General features: G+C 67.4%; 19 protein-coding genes. 13 read left to right on the top strand and 6 right to left on the bottom strand.

The window, feature by feature from the left end; genetic code table 11:
• Positions 1 to 102: 102 nt before the first annotated feature.
• The 4 genes from ACP690_RS12055 to rsmA all read left to right on the top strand — a co-directional run bounded on the left by ACP690_RS12055 (position 103) and on the right by rsmA (position 5654).
• Positions 103 to 2355 (top strand): LPS-assembly protein LptD, encoded by a 2253-nt coding sequence (locus ACP690_RS12055; RefSeq protein WP_043059316.1) that lies wholly within the window; start codon positions 103 to 105, stop codon positions 2353 to 2355.
• A gap of 83 nt (positions 2356 to 2438) precedes the next feature.
• The gene (locus ACP690_RS12060) at positions 2439 to 3806 is read left to right on the top strand and encodes a peptidylprolyl isomerase (protein WP_063689291.1); all 1368 of its coding nucleotides are present in this window, start codon (positions 2439 to 2441) and stop codon (positions 3804 to 3806) included.
• 1 nt (position 3807) lies between these two features.
• Positions 3808 to 4803: a 4-hydroxythreonine-4-phosphate dehydrogenase PdxA gene (pdxA, locus tag ACP690_RS12065; RefSeq protein WP_426261313.1), complete on the top strand. Its 996-nt coding sequence runs from the start codon at positions 3808 to 3810 to the stop codon at positions 4801 to 4803.
• Entirely contained in the window at positions 4800 to 5654 is an 855-nt protein-coding gene (gene rsmA, locus ACP690_RS12070) for a 16S rRNA (adenine(1518)-N(6)/adenine(1519)-N(6))-dimethyltransferase RsmA (RefSeq protein ID WP_426261312.1), read from the top strand. The genes pdxA and rsmA overlap by 4 nt, the downstream gene beginning before the upstream one ends.
• Here the strand turns inward: rsmA and ACP690_RS12075 are convergent.
• The 3 genes from ACP690_RS12075 to guaB are packed head-to-tail and all read right to left on the bottom strand — an operon-like array spanning position 5651 to position 8813.
• On the bottom strand, positions 5651 to 6151 hold the full coding sequence (locus tag ACP690_RS12075) for a tetratricopeptide repeat protein (protein WP_426261311.1): 501 nt from the start codon (positions 6149 to 6151) through the stop codon (positions 5651 to 5653). The two genes, rsmA and ACP690_RS12075, sit on opposite strands and share 4 nt — an antisense overlap.
• A 31-nt stretch (positions 6152 to 6182) precedes the next feature.
• Positions 6183 to 7355: an RsmB/NOP family class I SAM-dependent RNA methyltransferase gene (locus ACP690_RS12080; protein WP_426261310.1), complete on the bottom strand. Its 1173-nt coding sequence runs from the start codon at positions 7353 to 7355 to the stop codon at positions 6183 to 6185.
• Entirely contained in the window at positions 7356 to 8813 is a 1458-nt protein-coding gene (gene guaB, locus ACP690_RS12085) for an IMP dehydrogenase (protein WP_017978852.1), read from the bottom strand.
• Between the two features lie 150 nt (positions 8814 to 8963).
• Here guaB and ACP690_RS12090 point away from each other — a divergent pair, with 150 nt between their 5' ends.
• The 3 genes from ACP690_RS12090 (at position 8964) to ACP690_RS12100 (ending at position 10904) form a co-directional block, all read left to right on the top strand.
• Complete coding sequence (locus tag ACP690_RS12090; RefSeq protein WP_017978853.1) at positions 8964 to 9935, top strand: SPFH domain-containing protein; 972 nt, start codon at positions 8964 to 8966, stop codon at positions 9933 to 9935.
• Positions 9932 to 10384, top strand: a complete 453-nt coding sequence (locus ACP690_RS12095) for an NfeD family protein (RefSeq protein ID WP_426261309.1) — start codon at positions 9932 to 9934, stop codon at positions 10382 to 10384. The genes ACP690_RS12090 and ACP690_RS12095 overlap by 4 nt, the downstream gene beginning before the upstream one ends.
• Positions 10385 to 10463: 79 nt before the next feature.
• On the top strand, positions 10464 to 10904 hold the full coding sequence (locus tag ACP690_RS12100; protein WP_017978855.1) for an acyl-CoA thioesterase: 441 nt from the start codon (positions 10464 to 10466) through the stop codon (positions 10902 to 10904).
• A gap of 4 nt (positions 10905 to 10908) precedes the next feature.
• On the opposite strand, the gene ACP690_RS12105 is transcribed toward ACP690_RS12100, so the two are convergent.
• The 3 genes from ACP690_RS12105 to ACP690_RS12115 form a co-directional block, all read right to left on the bottom strand.
• Positions 10909 to 11553, bottom strand: a complete 645-nt coding sequence (locus tag ACP690_RS12105) for a class I SAM-dependent methyltransferase (RefSeq protein ID WP_426261308.1) — start codon at positions 11551 to 11553, stop codon at positions 10909 to 10911.
• Entirely contained in the window at positions 11546 to 12766 is a 1221-nt protein-coding gene (locus tag ACP690_RS12110) for a DUF3419 family protein (RefSeq protein WP_426261307.1), read from the bottom strand. The genes ACP690_RS12105 and ACP690_RS12110 overlap by 8 nt, the downstream gene beginning before the upstream one ends.
• A gap of 124 nt (positions 12767 to 12890) precedes the next feature.
• Positions 12891 to 14510 carry a phosphoenolpyruvate carboxykinase gene (locus ACP690_RS12115; RefSeq protein ID WP_017978858.1) on the bottom strand — a complete coding sequence of 540 codons (1620 nt, stop codon included), beginning with the start codon at positions 14508 to 14510 and terminating at the stop codon, positions 12891 to 12893.
• Positions 14511 to 14687: 177 nt separating this feature from the next.
• On the opposite strand from ACP690_RS12115, the gene ACP690_RS12120 reads away from it, so the two are divergent.
• Genes ACP690_RS12120 through ACP690_RS12145 form a run of 6 tightly spaced genes read left to right on the top strand, consistent with a single transcriptional unit; the run spans position 14688 to position 19045 of the window.
• Entirely contained in the window at positions 14688 to 15395 is a 708-nt protein-coding gene (locus tag ACP690_RS12120; RefSeq protein WP_017978859.1) for a response regulator transcription factor, read from the top strand.
• On the top strand, positions 15364 to 16962 hold the full coding sequence (locus ACP690_RS12125) for a stimulus-sensing domain-containing protein (protein ID WP_426261306.1): 1599 nt from the start codon (positions 15364 to 15366) through the stop codon (positions 16960 to 16962). Before ACP690_RS12120 ends, ACP690_RS12125 begins: the two co-directional genes overlap by 32 nt.
• Positions 16963 to 16967: 5 nt before the next feature.
• On the top strand, positions 16968 to 17402 hold the full coding sequence (locus ACP690_RS12130) for an HPr kinase/phosphorylase (protein WP_426261305.1): 435 nt from the start codon (positions 16968 to 16970) through the stop codon (positions 17400 to 17402).
• A gap of 40 nt (positions 17403 to 17442) precedes the next feature.
• Positions 17443 to 18351, top strand: coding sequence for an RNase adapter RapZ (gene rapZ, locus ACP690_RS12135; protein WP_426261304.1), 909 nt, complete (start codon positions 17443 to 17445; stop codon positions 18349 to 18351).
• Positions 18352 to 18365: 14 nt separating this feature from the next.
• On the top strand, positions 18366 to 18773 hold the full coding sequence (locus ACP690_RS12140; protein ID WP_017978863.1) for a PTS sugar transporter subunit IIA: 408 nt from the start codon (positions 18366 to 18368) through the stop codon (positions 18771 to 18773).
• Positions 18770 to 19045 carry an HPr family phosphocarrier protein gene (locus ACP690_RS12145; protein WP_017978864.1) on the top strand — a complete coding sequence of 92 codons (276 nt, stop codon included), beginning with the start codon at positions 18770 to 18772 and terminating at the stop codon, positions 19043 to 19045. Before ACP690_RS12140 ends, ACP690_RS12145 begins: the two co-directional genes overlap by 4 nt.
• Positions 19046 to 19143: the final 98 nt, after the last annotated feature.

A 19143-nucleotide genomic window follows, 5' to 3' on the forward strand; every position in this document is an offset into this window, starting at 1 on the left:
GCACAACGATTGCAGGTGCGCATCAGGGGTGCGATAGGCGGCAGACGTGCGGCGTCGATCAGGGCGAGGCCGCGGTGTACGGAAAAGGGTGCCGGGATCATCGTGTTGCGTTTCGACCTACTGGCCGGCTGTGCGCTCGCCGCAACCCTGTTCGCCGGATCGGCGCATGCGCAGGACCTGCAGAGCCGCCCCGTCGCGCCGCCGTCCTCCAGCGATCCGGCTCTGTCTGCGCCTGCGGCCAAGCCCAACGATGCCGAACAGGTGCAGTTCAGCGCCGGCAGCCTGGAATATGATACGAACACCGACATCGTCACCGCGCTGACCGACGTGCGGATGTTCCGGCAGGGCGATCGGCTGCGCGCCGACAAGGTGGTGTGGAACCGAAAGACGGGGCGCGTCGTCGCCACCGGCAACATCGCGGTCACCAACCCGGAGGGCGACGTCGCCTACGGCGATTCGATCGAGCTGACCGATTCGATGAAAGACGGCGTCGTCGAGAATATGCTTGTCGTGCTGGAACAAGGCGGGCGCATGGCGGCCGAGCGCGGCCAGCGCTACGCCGACGGCACGCTCCAGCTCGACAAGGCGGCCTATACGCCCTGCACGGTCACCAATCCGCAAGGCTGCCCGAAGGAGCCGTCGTGGAAGATCACGGCGATCCGCATCACCTATCGCCCGGATCGCGAGCGCGTGTATTTCGGCGGCGGGCAATTCCATCTGTTCGGCCTGCCCGCGCTTCCCCTGCCCGCCTTCTCGCTGCCGATCGGCGGCAAGGCGGAGAGCGGTCTGCTGGCGCCCGATTTCCAGCTCGATCGCGTCAACGGCCTCGAACTGGTCGCGCCCTATTATTTCCGGCTCGCGCCCAACAAGGGCCTGACGCTGACGCCGCACGTCTTCTCGGCCGTCTTGCCGATGATGGAGGCGCAATATGAGGCGCTGGGCACCAACGGCGCCTTCCGCATCACGGCCTATGGCACCGAAAGCCGGCGCAGCGACGATCTGGTCACGATCACCCCGACCGATACCGAGCGCGCCTTACGCGGCTATATCGATGGCGTCGCGCGCTACCAGCTGTCGCCCTATTGGAGCGTCAGCGGTTCGGTGCGCCTGGCGAGCGACCGCACGTTCCTGCGCCGCTACAACATCTCGCGCGACGACCGGCTGCGCACGACGGCATCGCTGGAGCGGATCGACCCCAATACCTATTTCGCGCTGACCGGCTGGTACGTGCAGTCGATGCGCGTCAACGATCCGCAGGGGACGCAGCCGATCGCGCTGCCCGAGCTCGATTTCCGCAAGCGGATGGACCTGGCCGGTGGGCGCTTGCAGTTGCAGGCCAACACGCTGGCCCTCACCCGCACCGCTGGACAGGATACGCAGCGTGCGTTCGTCGCCGGCCAATGGGACCTTCGTCGGCTGACCAATTGGGGCCAGGAAGTGACGCTGACCGGCTATGCCCGGCTCGACGCGTACAACACGCAGGATACGCAGCTGACCAGCGTCGCCAGCTATCGTGGGCTGGAGGGGTTCCAGACGCGCGCGATCGGTGCGGTGGCGGTGGATGTGAAGTGGCCGTTCGTCGGTAGCTTCCTGGGCGGCACGCAGCGCCTGACGCCGCGGGTGCAGATCGTCGGCGCGCCGCGGATCGCGAACCTCGCCGTACCCAACGAGGATGCGCGCGCCGTCGATCTCGAGGATTCGAACCTGTTCGCGCTCAATCGCTTCGCCGGATACGACCGGTTCGAGGACAGCAGCCGCGCGACCTATGGCGCGGAATGGTCGGTCGCGCTGCCCGGCGCGACGCTGGATGCGGTGATCGGCCAGAGCTATCGCCTGTCGGAACGGCCGACGATCCTGCCGAGCGGCACGGGCCTGTCGGATCGCTTTTCCGACATCGTCGGCCGCACGACGTTGCGCATCCGCGATTTCGTGTCGATCACGCATCGTTACCGCCTGGACAAGGACGGGCTGGCCGTGCGCCGCAACGAAGTGGATGCGACGATCGGGTCGCGCTCCACCTATGTCATGGCGGGCTATCTGCGGCTCAACCGCAATATCTTCCCCGAGATCGAGGATTTGCAGGACCGCGAGGAATTGCGCCTTGCCGGCCGCGTCCAGTTCGCCCGCTTCTGGTCGGCGTTCGGGTCGACCGTCATCGATCTGACCGACCGCAACGAAGACCCGTTGTCGCTGTCCGACGGATTCGATCCGATCCGCCACCGTATCGGTGTGCAGTACGAGGACGATTGCATCCGGCTGGGGGCGACGTGGCGCCGCGATTATCAGGATACGGGCGACGCCCGCTCGGGCAACAGCTTCCTGTTGACGCTGGCATTGACCAACCTCGGTCGCTAAGCCGAAGTTCAGCTGCGACGGGGCAAGACGGGCCGCAAGGCCGTGCTGCGGCGCGCCCGCGCTTTTTGGGGTAACGGAACGACGTGACGCACAATATTCGACGCAATCTCCGCGGCAAGGCCGTGCGCCTGCTCGGCTGGACCGCGCTGGCCGCTTTCAGCACCGGCGCGATCGCGCAGACGGTCGCCGACCAGCAGGTGCCCGACACGAACCTGAACATCCCCGCGAACCTGCAGATCTTCGGCAAGCTCGACCCTAACATCCGCAAGCCAACCGCGATCGTCAACGATACGGTCATCACCGGCACCGATGTCGACCAGCGCCTGGCGCTCACCGTCTTCAACAACGGCGGCCGCACGCCCCCGCCCGACCAGATCGACGAGTTCAAGCTCCAGATCCTGCGCCAGCTGATCGACGAGACGCTGGAAATCCAGGAGGCGAAGAGCGCCGAAATCACCGTGACGCAGGCCGAGCTCGACCAGAGCGAGGCGGGCCTTGCCAAGCGGTTCAATATGACCGTGCCGCAGCTGCGCGTCGCGTTGCGCAAGGCGGGCTCGTCCGAACGCTCGCTGCGTCGTGCGATCGAGGGCGAATTGGCATGGAGCCGTTACCTGCGCCGCAAGATCGAGCCGTTCGTCAACGTCGGCGACGAAGAAGTGTCGGCGATCCAGAAGCGGATCGAGGCATCGCGCGGCACCGAGGAATATAACCTCAAAGAAATCTACCTGAGCGCCAATGACGCGAATCGCGCGCAGGTGTTCGCCAAAGCCAAGCAGATCATCGGCGAAATCCAGAAGGCGCAGCAGCCCTTCGAACTGTTCGCGCGCAACTATTCCGAAGCGTCGACGCGCGGCGTCGGTGGCGATCTCGGCTGGATCCGCCTCGTCACGCTGCCGCAGCCGCTCGCCGAAGCAACGCAGCAGATGCAGGTCGGCCAGATCGCCGGCCCGATCGAAACGCCGGGCGGCTTCTCGATCCTGTACCTTACCGACAAGCGGACGATCGGTGCGGCCGACCCGCGCGATGCGAAGCTCAGCCTGAAGCAGCTGACCGTCGCCTTCCCGGCGGGCACGACGCAGGCGCAGGCCTCGGCACGCGCCGCGACCTTCGCCAAGACGGTCCAGTCGATCCAGGGCTGCGGCACCGTGGAAAAGATTGCTGCTGGCATCGGCGCCGAAGTGGTCGACAACGATTCGATCCGCATCCGCGACCTGCCCGCGCCGCTTCAGGAAATTTTGCTGAAGATGCAGGTCGGTCAGGCGACCCCGCCGTTCGGTTCGCCGACCGAGGGCGTGCGTGCACTGGTGCTGTGCGGTCGTGACGATCCGCAGGCCTCCGTGGTGCCGGGCGCCGCACAGATCCAGGGCCAGCTGGAGCAGCAGCGCGTCAACCTGCGCGCGCAGAGCAAGCTGCGCGACCTGCGTCGTGACGCGGTCATCGAGTATCGTTGATATGACGGACGGGGCGGCGCTGGCGATTGCGATGGGCGACCCCGCGGGGGTCGGCCCGGAGATCATCGCCAAGAGCTGGGTGGTGCGCACGCTGCGCAGCCTGCCGCCCTTTGCGATGGTCGGCGATGCCGGCGCCGTTGCGCGTGTGTGGGATGGCCCGATCGAGGTGATCGACAACATCGCCGAGGCGCCCGTCGTGTTCGATCGGGCGCTTCCGGTTTTGGCGGTCGAGCCCGCGGGAGACGTGGTGCCGGGCACGGCAACGGTCGCCGGTGCGCGGGCCGCGCTGAGCGCGCTGGAATGCGCGATTGCGCTTGCACAGCGGGGCGCAGCGAAGGCGTTGGTCACGGGACCGGTCTCCAAGGCGCAACTCTACGGCATCGGCTTCAATCAGCCAGGGCAGACGGAATTCGTCGCCGAACGCTGCGGCGTGGCGGCCGAGGATGCGGTGATGATGCTGGCGGGGCCGTCGCTGCGCGTCGTGCCGCTGACCGCGCATGTGCCGCTGGCGGCGGTGCCGTCTTTATTGTCGATCGATCTGCTGGTGACGAAGGCACGGACGACCGCGACCGCCCTGCGGCGCGATTTCGGCATCGCTGCGCCGCGCCTGGCCTTTGCCGGCGTCAATCCGCATGCGGGCGAGAGCGGGACGATCGGACGCGAGGAGATCGACATTCTGGAGCCTGCGATCGCGCAGCTCCGCGCCGAGGGCATCGACGCCACCGGGCCGTTCGCGGCCGATACGCTGTTCCATGCCCGCGCACGCAAACATTATGATGCGGCCCTGTGCTGCTATCACGATCAGGCGCTGGTGCCGATCAAGACGCTCCATTTCGACGAGGGCGTTAACATGACGCTGGGCTTGCCGATCGTGCGAACCTCGCCCGATCATGGCACCGCGTTCAATCTGGCGGGCAGCGACCGGGCGCATCCCGGCGCGATGATCGCGGCGATCGCGATGGCGGGGCAGGCGGCGGACCGGCGCGCTCGGGCATGAGCGATGCCCCTGCGACCGGTGCGCCTGCGCCGGCCCTCCCCCCCTTGCGCGACGTCATCGCCCGGCACGGTTTGAGCGCCAGCAAGGCGCTGGGGCAGAATTTCCTGTTCGACGGGCAGTTGCTCGCCCGCATCGCGGCGGTGCCGGGCCCACTCGCCGGTGCCGAGGTGCTGGAGGTCGGGCCCGGTCCCGGTGGTCTGACGCGAGCGCTGCTGGCGGCGGGCGCACAGGTGACCGCGATCGAGCGCGACCGGCGCTGTATCCCCGCGCTGGCCGAGCTCGGGGAAGCCTATCCGGGCAAGCTGCGCGTCATCGAGGGCGACGCGCTGGAAATCGACGCGCCGACGCTGTTCGCGGGGCGGCCGCATATCGTCTCGAACCTGCCCTATAATGTCGGCACCGCGCTGTTGGTCGGCTGGCTGACCAGCGAATGGCAGCCGTGGTGGCAATCCTGCACGCTGATGTTCCAGAAGGAGGTGGCGGACCGGATCGTCGCCGACGCCGGGGACGATGCCTATGGCCGGCTTGCGGTGCTGAGCCAGTGGCGCTCGACCGCGCGGATCGCGATGCCGGTGCATCGCTCGGCCTTTACTCCACCGCCCAAGGTGATGTCGGCCGTGGTGCATATCGTGCCGGGCGACGCGCCGGACGGCGTCGATGTGCGCGTGCTAGAGCGCGTGACGGCCGCGGCCTTCGGCCAGCGGCGCAAAATGTTGCGCCAAAGCCTGAAGGGCGTGCCGGGCGCGCTCGCCGCGCTCGAGCGGCTTGGTCTGGACGCCACCCGGCGGGCGGAAACGGTGAGCGTCGCGGAGTTCGTTGCGCTCGCGCGGGAGGTCGGCGCCGGCGCTTAGGGCTTGGCGGTCGCCGGCTTCGCGTCGTTCTGTGCCGTCGTCACCGGCGGGCCCTTGGCGATGACGGCGGCGAGTTCGTTGGCCTCCGGGCAGGCGCCCTTGCAGAGCGTGCGGATCTTGGCGAGGTTGCCCTTCGCGACCGCGACGGCGCCCTTCATCACCAGCGCCTCGCCCTGCCCGCGCAACGCGGCGACATCGTTGGGCTCGAGCGTCAGCGCCTCGCGATACAGGCGGATCGCGTTGCCGGGCAGACCGCGCGTTTCGGCGACCTGCGCCAGCGTGATGAACGCCTGACGGTTGCGCGGATCGACCGCGAGGGCGGTTTCGAGCAGGTCGGTCGCCTGATCCAGATTGCCGGCAGCTTTGGCGGAACGTCCTTCGCTGAGCAATTGCAGCGACCGCGCGTCGATCTGATCGTCGGGACGCTGGCCGCTGAGCGAAGTGGACACGCAGACGAGGGTCAGCGCAGCGGCAAGGGCGACGGACGTAACGCGCATGAAGGTCTCCACGGGGGGCACGCCCCGAGGACTAGCAGGCGCGGATCAGCCGCGCGACAAAAAATCCGTCGGTGCCATGGCTTGCCGGATCGAGCCGCAGACCGGCGCCGCGCGGGCTGCCTGCCGGCAGATCGAGCGGTTCGGCGCGCCAGTCGGCATGATCGGCGAGGAACGCCTCCACCTGCCCGGCGCCTTCGGCGTCGAGCAGCGAGCAGACGATATAGACCAATGCCCCGCCGGGTCGGACGAGCGCCGCCCCGACATCCAGCACATGACGCTGTTGCTCGGCGAAACGCGCAAGCCGGTCGGCGGTGAGCCGCCACCGCGCCTCGGGATTGCGGCGCCACGTTCCGGTGCCCGAGCAGGGAGCATCGATCAGCACCGTGTCGGCCGTCCCCGCCCAATCGGCCAGCGCTGCCGCCTCGCGCTTGGGGTCGAGCAGGCGGGTTTCGACTATCGTCACGCCGGCCTTTTCGGCCCGCGGCGCCAGACGGGACAACCGCGCGCGATCGATATCGGTGGCGAGGATGTGGCCCTCGTTCCGCATCGCTGCGGCGAGCGCCAGCGTCTTGCCACCACCGCCGGCGCACAGGTCTACGATACGCTCGCCGGGCTGCGCATGAGCGGCGAGGCTGACGATCTGGCTGCCGGCATCCTGGACCTCGATCTGGCCGGCATAGCCATCGACGTTCGTGCCGGTCGGCAGGCGGAGCGCATCGGGCACGCCGGGGATCGGTTCGCCATCCAAGGCTGAAGCGATCGACGCCGGATCGGCGAACCGGCGATTGACGCGCACGTCCAACGGCGCTCGGTCGATGAGGGCGGCCTGCTGATCGGGTGAGACGCCGGAGGCCGATAAGGCTGCCGCGAGCCACGAGGGCATGACACCGCTGGCTGCCATCGGTTCGTCCGCGGCGATCGGGGCCGGTCCGTGTGCGGAGCCGTCGAAGGTCGCAGCGACCGCGGCGTCGCTTGCCGCGACCGACAGCATGGCGGCGCGGCCGGATACCGGCACGTCCCCTGCCCGCCGGATCGCGGCATAGACGAGGTCACGCACCGCGCGGCGATCCTTCGATCCCGCATAGCGACGCGTCGCGAAATAGCGCGCGATCAGCGTGTCTGCCGCCGCGCCGCCGCTGCGCGCGGCGTCGATCACCGCATCGAGCAGCTCGATCGCGGCCTGGGTGCGGGCGGCGGGCGTCACTTAGCGGGTCGGATAATTGGGCGCTTCGCGCGTGATCGTGACGTCGTGGACGTGGCTTTCCTTCAGGCCCGCGCCGGTGATCTGGACGAATTGGGCGCGCGTCTGGAGGTCGGGGATCGTCGCCGAACCGGTATAGCCCATCGCTGCCTTGATGCCGCCGACCAGCTGGTGGATCACGTCCTTCGCCGGGCCCTTATAGGCGACCTGCCCCTCGATGCCCTCTGGCACCAGCTTCATCTGGTCCTTGATATCGCCCTGGAAATAGCGATCGGCCGAGCCGCGACCCATCGCGCCGACCGAGCCCATGCCGCGATAGGATTTGTAGGCGCGGCCCTGGTAGAGGAAGGTTTCGCCCGGCGCTTCCTCGGTGCCCGCAAGCAAAGAGCCGACCATGCAGGTCGATGCGCCGGCGGCAAGCGCCTTGGCGAGGTCGCCCGAGGTGCGCAGGCCACCATCCGCAATGACCGGCACGCCCGCCTTCGCCGCCGCCTCGGCGCAGTCCATGACCGCAGTGAGCTGCGGCACACCCACGCCGGCGACGACGCGCGTGGTGCAGATCGAGCCCGGGCCGATGCCGACCTTGATCCCGTCCGCCCCCGCATCGATCAGCGCGCGCGTGGCTTCGCCGGTCGCGACGTTGCCGGCGACGACCTGCACCGAATTGCTGAGCTTCTTCACCCGCTCGACCGCGCGTGCGACGTCGCGGTTGTGGCCGTGCGCGGTGTCGATGACGATCAGGTCGCATTCGGCATCGACCAGCGCCTCGGTCCGCTCGAAGCCCTTGTCGCCGACCGTCGTCGCCGAGGCGACGCGCAGGCGACCGGCGGCATCCTTCGTCGCCGAGGGATAGGTGACCGCCTTTTCGATGTCCTTCACCGTGATCAGGCCGACGCAGCGATAGGCGTCGTCGACGACCAGCAGCTTTTCGATCCGGCGCTGATGCAGCAGGCGGCGCGCCTCTTCCTGCCCGACGTCGGTGGTGACGGTGGCGAGATTCTCATGCGTCATCAATTCGGCGACGGGCTGCTTAGGATTGCCGGCGAAGCGCACGTCGCGGTTCGTCAGGATGCCGACGAGCTTGCCGTCGCGCTCGACGACCGGGATGCCGCTGATCCGGTGATGCGCCATCAGTGCCTGCGCTTCGGCGAGCGTCGCGGTCGGCGCGATGGTGATCGGGTTGACGACCATGCCCGATTCGAAGCGCTTGACCTGCCGCACCGCAGCGACCTGTTCCTCGATCGACAGGTTACGGTGGAGAACGCCGATCCCGCCCAACTGCGCCATGACGATCGCCATGTCGGCCTCGGTCACGGTATCCATGGCGGACGAGAGGATCGGGATATTGAGCGCGATGCCGCGCGTCAGCTGCGTGCGCGTATCCGCGGTGCTCGGCAGGATGTCCGACTCGCCCGGTACGAGCAATACGTCGTCGAAGGTGAGACCGAGCCGGATATCCAAGGTGCCATGTCCTCGCGGGAGGGGAGTAAGTGGCGGGCCATGTAACCGCAGTGCAGCAGAAGCGCTAGAGGGCCGTGCATGGCCGGCGGACTGTGCTAACGTCGCACCACAGCGCGGGGCAGATTCGCGCGGCAAGGGGATACGACACCCATGGCCATTACGATCGCCGCCTTCGCCCTCGTCCTGGTGCTGTTCTACCTGATGACGAGCATCAAGATCGTTCGCCAAGGCTATCAATATACGATCGAACATTTCGGCCGATACACGACCACGGCGAGCCCGGGCTTCAACTTCTACCCCGCCTTCTTCTATCGGGTCGGGCGCAAGATGAACATGATGGAGCAGGTGATCGACATTCCGGGTCAGGAGATCATCACCAAGGACAACGCCATCATCTCGACCGACGGCGTCGTCTTCTTCCAGGTGCTCGACGCGGCCAAGGCGGCTTATGAGGTTTCGAACCTCTATACCGCGCTGCTGCAGCTGACGACGACCAACCTGCGCACCGTGATGGGGTCGATGGACCTCGACGAAACGCTGTCGAAGCGCGACGAGATCAACGCGCGACTGCTGTCGGTGGTCGATCATGCGACGGTACCCTGGGGGGTCAAGATCACCCGCGTCGAGATCAAGGACATCCGCCCGCCGGCCGATATCGTCGCGGCCATGGGCCGGCAGATGAAGGCCGAACGCGAGAAGCGCGCCAACATCCTGGAGGCCGAAGGCACGCGCGCATCGGAGATCCTGCGGGCGGAAGGCCAGAAGCAGGCGCGGATCCTCGAAGCCGAGGGACGGCGCGAGTCGGCCTATCGCGATTCCGAAGCGCGCGAACGCGCGGCGGAGGCCGAGGCGAAAGCGACGCGCGTCGTGTCGGAGGCGATCGAGCAAGGCGGGACGCAGGCGATCAACTATTTCGTCGCGCAGAAATATGTCGAGGCGGTCGGCAAGTTCGCCACCAGCCCCAACGCCAAGACGATCCTGTTCCCGGTGGAAGCGACGCAACTGATCGGAACGCTGGGCGGCATCGGCGAACTGGCGAAGGACGCGCTGGCGAAATCCCCTGCCCCCACCACGGCCAAGCCCGAACCAAAGCGCGGGCCGTTCGAATTGCCGCAGGCGTGACGCTCGACACGATCGGCGGGGCCGGCGGTGCGTGGCTGATCGCCGCGCTGGCGCTCGGCATTGCGGAACTGCTGATCCCAGGCGTGTTCGCGATCTTTCTGGCGGCGGCCGCAGCGGTCGTCGGCGCGGTCGTGCTGGTGGTCCCGGAGCTGCCGCTGCCAGCCCAGATCGCGGCCTTCGCCGTCTGGAGCGTCATCGCGGTGCTGGTCGGTCGGCGCTGGTATCGGGACTTTCCCGTGTCGAGCAGCGACCCCAAGTTGAACGACCGGGCGGCGCGCCTGATCGGCGAGATCGTACTGGTCGACGTAGCGATCGGCGAGGCCGGCGGCCGGGTGCGGATCGGCGATGGCAGCTGGCCGGCGAGAGGACCGCATGCGGCAGTGGGGGACCGTGTCCGCATCGTTGCGGTCGACGGCGGCATGGTTACCGTCGAACAGGCGGGCGACTGACCGACGTTCACCGCGCCATTCGTCGCATCCATCCCGATCGGCCCTGTCGGATCGCGCGGGAACTGCTATATCCACAGGTGTGACGCAGAGCATTCCGCATCAATTTCCGGTTCCGATCGATCCGGCCGACATCGACTTCATGGGGCACGTCAACAACGCAAGCTATCTGAAGTGGGTGCAGGACGCCGTCGTCAGCCATTGGCAGAAGCTCGCGCCCGCCGATGCGGTCGCCGCCCACCTGTGGGTCGCGCTGAAGCACGAGATCACCTATCGCAAGCCGACGTTCCTGGGCGACGACGTGATCGCGACGGTCTTGCTGGAAAAGGTTCAGGGCGCACGCGCCTTCTACGACACCGTCATCCGCCGCGGTGAAGAGGTGGTCGCCGAGGTGAAATCGAGCTGGTGCTGCCTCGACGCGGAAACGCTGCGGCCCGCACGGCTCGCGCGCGATATCGTCGAACGCTTCTTTCAGCTCGGCGAAGGGCCCCTGCCCGCCACGGGTCTGGTCGAACGCCGCTGACGACTCAGGCGATCGTCGCTTCGCAGGCGTAACCGCCCCATAACGCCCGCGTATCGGCCTGTCGGTTGGCTAGCGTGGCGAGGCTCGCGACCTCCTCCGCCAGATCGGCGCGCGGCGTCACGTCGAAATGGCGCAGCCAGGCAAGGAACGCCGTGCGCCACCACGCCGGCCAGCCGCCCTGCGTGCCAAAGTCCATCACCGCAAGCCGCCCGTTCGCTGCCGTGACCGCCAGCCCTTGCTGCAACGCGGCGCGCCATGGCGGGATCATCGACAGCGTATAGCTGAAGACGACCCGATCAAACCGCGCGATGCCGAACAGCGCGACGGGATCGAAATCTGCGGCATCGGCCTGTGCCAGCGTGATCCGACCCGACAGCCCCGCCGCCACAACCTTCGCCCGCGCCGTGGTCAGCATCGCGGCCGAGATATCGAGACCGTAGAAACGCGCGTCCGGCCACGCCCGCGCCGCCCGGATCAGATTGCGTCCCGTCCCGCAGCCGACCTCCAGCACGGTCGCACCCGGCTGAAGGTCCAGACGATCGATCATCCGATCGCGCCCGAACAGATAATATTTGCGCGTCAGATCATAGATGTGGCGCTGGCCCGCGTAGATGCGGTCCATCCGCGCGGCATGATCCACCTCACGCATCCTGTAGGATGTAGAGGTGGACGCCGCCGTAGATCGCGGACCGATCCTGCGCGGTGAAGGCTTTCGACGCCTCGGCCTGATACGCCCAGCGCGACAGGACGGCGTCGGGGATGCGGCCGGGGATGATGTCCGCCTCCCCGGCGGTGCGGAACAGGATGCGGGCGCCGGGGCGCGCCGTGCGGGTGATCTGCGTCCACAGCGCGGACAGTTGCGCGTCCGTCATCCAGTCCTGTGCGTCGAGCAGGATGTAGCGATCGCGCGAGGCATCGGGCAGGCTCGCGAGATGCTCGGTCAGATTGGCGTGGGCCAGCGTGATGCGGCCGACGCGATCGACGATGGCGTCATAATGCTCGGCTTGCAGATAGGGCGGCAGCGGCGCGGCGGGGCCTTCGCCGTACCGACGGCCGAAGGCCTGCCAGGCGAAATAATTGTCCTTGAGGTCGAAGCCACAGGCAAGCTTTTCCAGGCGCTGGCGCAGCACGCCGGCCATACGCTCCTCGCCGGCCAGCGCATCGAATTGCGCGGGGGGAATGCCAAGGCCGAACAGCGAGGCCGGCTGGTCGGTCAACCATTTGACGAAGCGCCGGTCGAAGACGGGCGCGAATTTGTGATCGAAGATCGCGCGCTGTTCCTCGATCGATCGCGCATCGAGCAGCAGGCGCGGATCGACACCGTTGAGCTTGGCGAGCATATGCGCGGCGCCGATGAACCGGCCCAGCAGACCGCGCTTGTGAACGCCGTGCGCGAAGCCGCCGATGCGGCGTCGACCGATCAGGTCGCGGCCTTCCCAATAGCGGCGCGTCGGCTCGTCGATATGCGGGCGGATGTAGCGCTGATAGGCGTCGAGATTGTCACGGCTGGCGGCGTGGCCGAAGAAGCGAAGGAAGCTCGCATGATCCGGCAGATGCCGGGCCGCGGCAAGCTTCAGCGTGCCGAGCGCGATATGCGCGGTGTTGAGATCGACCGCGGTGATCGCCGCCGGATTGGCGGTCAGATACGACAGCGCGTTGCAGCCGCCCGACGCGATGGTGACGACGTGGCAGTCCGGCGTGATCGCCAGCGCCGCCATATCGACGACCGGGTCTTCCCAGATCTGCGCATAGACGAGGCCGCGAAACGCCCAGGTAAAAGCGCGCTCCAGCAGGCCCTGTTTGGAAAGATGGCCATGCCGCTGCATCGCTGCGGCCACCGCCTTCTGCGTGTTACCCGTCATCTGCCCACCCCTCGGCTGTGCGTCGAGCGGCGCCATGCGCGCGGATTGTGACGCGCCGGGGAAAGTCCTGCGATGATCGCGTGACAGCGCCGCGAGCCCCCCTGGGCCCGCGGCGCCATGCGCATTAAGCGGCTTCGGTCGCCTTCACCTGCGGCGCGGACTGACGGACGCCTTCATCGACATGGTCGGCGAATTGCGCGAAATTCTCGACGAACAGGTCGACCAGACGCGCGGCGGTCGCGTCATAGGCGTCCTTATCCGCCCAGGTGCTGCGCGGATCGAGGATGGCGGCATCGACGCCCGGCACCGCAACCGGCACCTGAAAGCCGAAATTGGGATCGGTGCGGAATTCCGCGTCCTTCAGGCTGCCGTCGAGCGCGGCGTTGAGCAGCGCGCGCGTCGCCTTGATCGGCATGCGGTTACCGACGCCGTACTTGCCGCCGGTCCAGCCGGTGTTGACCAGCCAGCAGTCGACGCCGCCCTTGGCGATGCGCTCCTTAAGCAGGTTGCCGTAGACCGACGGGTGACGCGGCATGAACGGCGCGCCGAAGCAGGTCGAGAAGGTCGCGTCAGGCTCGGTCACGCCGATCTCGGTCCCCGCCACGCGGGCGGTATAGCCCGACAGGAAGTGGTACATCGCCTGATCCGGCGTCAGCTTCGCGATCGGCGGCAGCACGCCATAGGCATCCGCCGTCAGCATCACGATGTTCTTGGGCACGCCCCCCATATTCTCCTCGGAGGCGTTGGGGATAAAGTCGATCGGATAGGCGCCGCGGCTGTTTTCGGCGAGGCTGTTGTCGTCAAGGTCGAGCTGGCGCGTGACCGGGTCCATCACCACGTTTTCCAGCACCGTGCCGAAGCGCTTGGTGGTCGCGAAGATTTCCGGCTCGGCATCGGCCGACAGGCGGATCATCTTGGCATAGCAGCCGCCTTCGAAATTGAAGACCGCCGTGTCCGACCACCCGTGTTCGTCGTCGCCGATCAGCGTGCGGCTGGCATCGGCGCTCAGCGTCGTCTTGCCGGTGCCCGACAGCCCGAAGAACACCGCAGTCGAACCATCCGCGCCCATATTGGCCGAGCAGTGCATCGGCATGACGCCGGTCGTCGGCAGCAGATAGTTGAGCAGGCCGAATACGCTCTTCTTCATCTCGCCAGCGTAGCGCGTGCCGCCGATCAGGATCAGCTTTTCGGTGAAGTTGACCGCGATCACCGTCTCGCTGCGCGTGCCGTGACGCGCCGGGTCCGCGCGGAAGGTCGGCAGGTCGATGATCGTATATTCGGGCTGGAAGTCGCGCAGTTCATGCTCTTCAGGGCGGACCAGCATCGTGCGGATGAACAGATTGTGCCAAGCGAGTTCGTTGATGACGCGCACGCGCACGCGGTTTTCGGGCTGCGATCCGCCATACAGATCCTGGACGAACAGATGTTCCTTGCTGCCCAGCGCCGTCAGGAAGTCGGCCTTCAGCGCGGCGAAATGCTCCGGCGCCATCGCCTTGTTCGACTTGCCCCACCAGACGGTGCCGTCGGTTTCGGCATCGCGAACAATGAACTTGTCCTGCGCGGACCGGCCGGTATGCGCGCCGGTTTCGACCACCAGGGGTCCGTCAGCGCTAAGCTTGCCCTCGCCGCGCGCGACGGCGGCCTCGACCAGCCGCGCCGTTACCAGGTTCCAATGCAGGTCGGCGCGCGTTTCGATACCCTGTGCGGCAAGACCCGCGTGCGGAATGCGCTCGTTCACAATCATCCTCCCATGACTCGCCGCGGCCTGCACATCCTGGGGAGGGGCTGTGCGCACGCCGCTGATGTCCCATCATATAGGACACGGCGTTTAACACGTCAAACACTTGCCGCAGGGGCGGGTGTTGAGCCGCGACGCGCTTTGCCCTAGGCCACGCTCTATGGATCGAAGGCGCCCCCGAGCATGACCGCGACGATCGCGCTGGTCGACGACGACCGCAATATCCTGACGTCCGTGTCCATCGCGCTCCAGACGGAGGGGTTTCTCACACGCGTCTACTCGGATGGCGAGACGGCGCTGAAGGCCCTGACCGACAACCCGCCCGACCTGGCCATCTTCGACATCAAGATGCCGCGGATGGATGGCCTCGAACTGCTTCGGCGATTGCGCGAAAAGAGCCAGATCCCGGTTATCTTCCTGACCAGCAAGGACGACGAGCTGGACGAGGCGCTCGGCTTGGCGATGGGCGCGGACGATTATATCGCCAAGCCTTTCAGCCAGCGGCTGCTGATCGCCCGCATCCGCGCGATCCTGCGCCGGACCGAGGCGGTGGCGAGCCCCGCCGAGGAAGGCGACACGACGGCGGCGGCGCCGCTCATCCGCGGGCGCCTGTCGATGGACCCGGCGCGGCACCGCACCACCTGGGATGATGCGCCGGTTACGCTGACCGTCACCGAATTCCTGATCCTCGAAACGCTCGCGCAGCGCCCGGGGATCGTCAAGACGCGCAACCAGCTGATGGATGCCGCCTATCAGGACGACATCTACGTCGACGACCGGACGATCGACAGCCACATCAAGCGGCTGCGACGCAAGTTCCGACAGGTTGATCCCGAATTCGACGCCATCGAGACGCTGTATGGCGCCGGCTACCGCTTCTCAGAAGAGTGAAGGCAGCGACCGGCGACGCGAGGCGAGCGACCTCGCGCTCCGCTGGTCGGGCCAGATCTCGCTCACCCGCCGCATCCTCGCGGTCAACATCTTCGCGTTGCTGCTGCTGGCGGGCGGGTTCTTCTACCTCGATTCGTACCGCAGCCGGCTGCTCGATGCGCGGGTGGCGCAATATGTCCGCGAAGGGCGGCTGATCGCCGAATCGCTGGCGATGGTGGGGCCGGAACAGCGGGACGATCTGATCACGCGACTGGCGCGGGACACCGGCGCACGGCTGCGTATCTTCGATGGCGGCGGGCGGACGATCGCCGACAGTCGGGACCTCGGCGTCCGCAACGCCGTGCTGCTCGACCCGGACAAGCAGGCGTGGAACCAGAGCGTCGCTCGCTTTCTCGACGCGGCCATCGATACGATCGTCGGCGCGGTCCGCCCACCTTTGTACCGCGAGCGTGGGGACGGACGCGAATGGCCGGACGTGTCCGTCGCGGCAGCGCAGAGCAAGGTGTCGGGCAGCATCTGGCGGGCGCCCGATCGCACCCCGGTCATCACCGTCGCGGCGCCTCTGCCCGGCAAACGCGTGGTCATGAGTACGATCAACGCGCGCGACATCACGCAAACGGTGCGGATCGAGCGGTTCCGGCTGAGCATCGTGCTGCTCGTCGTGACGCTCGTTTCGGTGCTGCTGTCGTTGTTCCTGGCACGCACGATCGTACGGCCCTTGCGTCGGCTGGCGCGGGCGGCAGTGCGGGTGCGGCTGGGACGCGCGCGCGAGGTCGTGGTGCCGCGCCTGCCCTCGCGCCGCGACGAGATCGGCAGCCTCGCTCGCGCCCTGTCCGACATGAGCCTCGCACTCCGCGCGCGGATCGATGCGACGGAGGCGTTTGCGGCCGACGTGACGCATGAGATGAAGAACCCCCTCGCCTCGTTGCGGTCGGCGGTCGAGGGGCTAGGGCGGGTGAAGGATCCTGAGTTGCAAGCGCGCCTGCTCGGGATCGTGCGCGACGATGTGCATCGGCTCGATCGACTGATCACCGACATTTCGGAGGCATCGCGCCTCGATGCGCAGCTCAGCCGGGCGCATTTCGAGCCGATTGATGTCGCCGCGATGATTCGCGCGCTCGTCGCCCAGCGCGTCGAGCGCGTGGTGGAGCGGCACATCCGGTTGCGGGTCGACGATGATGGCCAACCGCTGGTCGTGCTCGGCGAGGGCGCCCGGTTGGAGCGGGTGTTCGAAAATCTGATCGAGAACGCTCTATCCTTCTCGCCCGACGGTGGTCTCGTCGCCATTGCCGCGGCACGGAGCGACGAAGACGTCGTCGTCCGCGTCGAGGATGAAGGCCCTGGCGTGCCCGAGGAAGCGCGCGAGGCGATCTTCCGGCGCTTCCAGTCAATCCGGCCGGAGAGCGAGGCGTTCGGTCAGCATAGCGGCCTGGGCCTCGCCATTGCGCGAACCATCGTCGAGGCGCATCAGGGCAGCATCATCGTCGAATCGCGCGAAGACCGGCTGGCGGGCGCGCGCTTCGTCGTGCGCCTGCCGATCGCGGGCGCGCCATCTGCGGCGGACTGAGCATCATGACCATCCTTTCGTCGGAAATGCTGCACGCGACCAGTGTCGCGATCGATGGGCATGTCGTGCTGATCCAGGGTGTGTCCGGCACCGGCAAGTCCGATCTGGCGCTGCGCCTGATCGATCGCGGCGCGGTACTGGTCAGCGACGATCGCACCTTGGTGGTGCGGCAGGGAACCGCCCTGCTCGCACGGGCGCCGGACACCATTCGTGGCCAGATCGAGGTCCGGGGCCTCGGCATCGTCAGCATGCCGCAAGTGGATGACCTGCCGGTCGCGCTGATCGTGCATCTGGGCGGCGAGCCCGACCGCATGCCCGAGCGGCGACAACGGCTGCTCGCCGGGATCGCCGTTCGCGAACTTTCCTTCGACGCACATCACGCCTCGACCCCGCTGAAGATCGAATGGGCGGTCCGCCAACCCGGGGCGACGCCCGCGTGACACGCCCTCTCCTCTTTTCCCGCATTGCAGGGACGTATTGATGACCAAGGACATTCTGCTCGTCACCGGTCTGTCGGGTGCGGGCAAGTCGACCGTGTTGAAGACGCTGGAAGACCTGGGGTGGGAGGTGGTCGACAATCTGCCGCTCGCCCTGCTCGATCGACTGTTGGAAGCGCCGCTGGCACAGGGTGCTGCGGATGGCACTCAGCCGTTGGCGCTGGGTATCGGTGCGCGGACGCGCGACTTCGACCCGAAACGGATCATCGAGCGAATCCGCGCGCTGCGCGAAGGCCATGGGCTCGACGTCGGCATGCTGTTCCTCGATTGCGCGGGCTCCGAGCTCGAGCGCCGCTATTCGGAAACGCGACGGCGCCATCCGCTTGCCCCGGACCGTCCGGCCAGCGACGGCATCGCCCGCGAGCGCGAGCTGCTGGCGCCGCTGCGCGAATGGGCGAATCGGCTGATCGATACCACCGACCTCAGCGCCAACATGCTCGCGCAAAAGGTGCGGTCGACCTTCGCCGTGTCGGGCAGCGATGCGCCGGTGCTGTCGATCCAGTCGTTCGGTTTCGCCCGCGGCATTCCGCGCAACGCCGACCTGGTGTTCGACATGCGCTTCCTGCGCAATCCGCACTGGGACCCGCTGCTGCGCCCGGGCACCGGCCTGGACGCCGACGTTTCCGCTTATGTTGCGGCCGACCCCGCCTATCCCGCCGCGATGGAGCAGATCGGCAGCCTGCTCGAACTGCTGATCCCACGCTATCGCGCTGAGGGTAAAGCCTATGTCAGCGTCGCGATCGGCTGCACCGGCGGGCGGCATCGCTCGGTCCATGTCGCGGAACATCTCGCTCGACGGTTGCGCGACGCGGGTTTTTCGCCCACCATTACGCATCGCGACCTGGGGGCCGCACCGCAGGACTCGCTCGAGGGGCCGCCGGCCAGCAAATGAGTAACGTAACCGATATGATTGGCCTGGTTCTGGTGACGCACGGACGGCTCGCCGAAGAGTTCGTGACCGCCATGGTACATGTCGTGGGGCCGCAGGAGCGGATCGCCACCATCTCGATCGGTCCCGACGACGACATGGAAGAGCGCCGCGCGGACATCGCCGCGGCGATCGCCGCGGTCGATACGGGGCGTGGCGTCATCGTGCTGACCGACCTGTTCGGGGGTACGCCGTCGAACCTTGCCATCTCGCTGATGACGCGCGGGCATGTCGAGGTGATCGCTGGGATGAACCTGCCGATGCTGATCCGGCTGGGGTCGGCGCGCAAATCGATGAAGGTGGTCGAGGCGGTCGCCGCGGCACGCGAGGCGGGACGCAAATATATCTCGGTCGCATCCGAGGTGCTGGGCGAGGCGGCGGCATGAGCGCCGGCATCGAGCGCACCGTCCTGATCACCAACAAGCGCGGCCTGCACGCGCGGGCGAGCGCCAAGTTCGTCACCCTCGCCTCCAGCCAGCCGGTCGAGGTGCAGGTGCGCAAGGACGACGGCGCCGTCACCGGCACGTCGATCATGGGGCTGATGATGCTGGGCGCCGCCAAGGGCGATTCGATCACGATCAGCGCGGCGGGCGACGGGGCCGAGGCGGCGGTGAGCGCCTTGTGTGAGCTGGTCGAGGCGAAGTTCGGCGAAGACTGAGCGAGGCGCCGGCGGGATTTCGGCTGGCGTTCCGTTTAGGGCAGCGCCGCGGCAAAGTCGCGTCGTCGGACGCGGCTGTCGGCCGCGCCGGCCGGGCG

The organism is Sphingomonas sp. DC4900 (assembly GCF_049896485.1).
In the GTDB taxonomy this organism is placed as follows: domain Bacteria; phylum Pseudomonadota; class Alphaproteobacteria; order Sphingomonadales; family Sphingomonadaceae; genus Sphingomonas; species Sphingomonas aquatilis.

Coding starts and splice junctions, on each gene's coding strand:
- pdxA (WP_426261313.1), top strand. CDS start 3,808: ATGACGGACGGGGCGGCGCTGGCGATTGCGATGGGCGACCCCGCGGGG.
- rsmA (WP_426261312.1), top strand. CDS start 4,800: ATGAGCGATGCCCCTGCGACCGGTGCGCCTGCGCCGGCCCTCCCCCCC.
- ACP690_RS12075 (WP_426261311.1), bottom strand. CDS start 6,151: ATGCGCGTTACGTCCGTCGCCCTTGCCGCTGCGCTGACCCTCGTCTGC.
- ACP690_RS12090 (WP_017978853.1), top strand. CDS start 8,964: ATGGCCATTACGATCGCCGCCTTCGCCCTCGTCCTGGTGCTGTTCTAC.
- ACP690_RS12105 (WP_426261308.1), bottom strand. CDS start 11,553: ATGCGTGAGGTGGATCATGCCGCGCGGATGGACCGCATCTACGCGGGC.
- ACP690_RS12110 (WP_426261307.1), bottom strand. CDS start 12,766: ATGACGGGTAACACGCAGAAGGCGGTGGCCGCAGCGATGCAGCGGCAT.
- ACP690_RS12115 (WP_017978858.1), bottom strand. CDS start 14,510: ATGATTGTGAACGAGCGCATTCCGCACGCGGGTCTTGCCGCACAGGGT.
- ACP690_RS12120 (WP_017978859.1), top strand. CDS start 14,688: ATGACCGCGACGATCGCGCTGGTCGACGACGACCGCAATATCCTGACG.
- ACP690_RS12125 (WP_426261306.1), top strand. CDS start 15,364: ATGGCGCCGGCTACCGCTTCTCAGAAGAGTGAAGGCAGCGACCGGCGA.
- ACP690_RS12130 (WP_426261305.1), top strand. CDS start 16,968: ATGACCATCCTTTCGTCGGAAATGCTGCACGCGACCAGTGTCGCGATC.
- rapZ (WP_426261304.1), top strand. CDS start 17,443: ATGACCAAGGACATTCTGCTCGTCACCGGTCTGTCGGGTGCGGGCAAG.
- ACP690_RS12140 (WP_017978863.1), top strand. CDS start 18,366: ATGATTGGCCTGGTTCTGGTGACGCACGGACGGCTCGCCGAAGAGTTC.
- ACP690_RS12145 (WP_017978864.1), top strand. CDS start 18,770: ATGAGCGCCGGCATCGAGCGCACCGTCCTGATCACCAACAAGCGCGGC.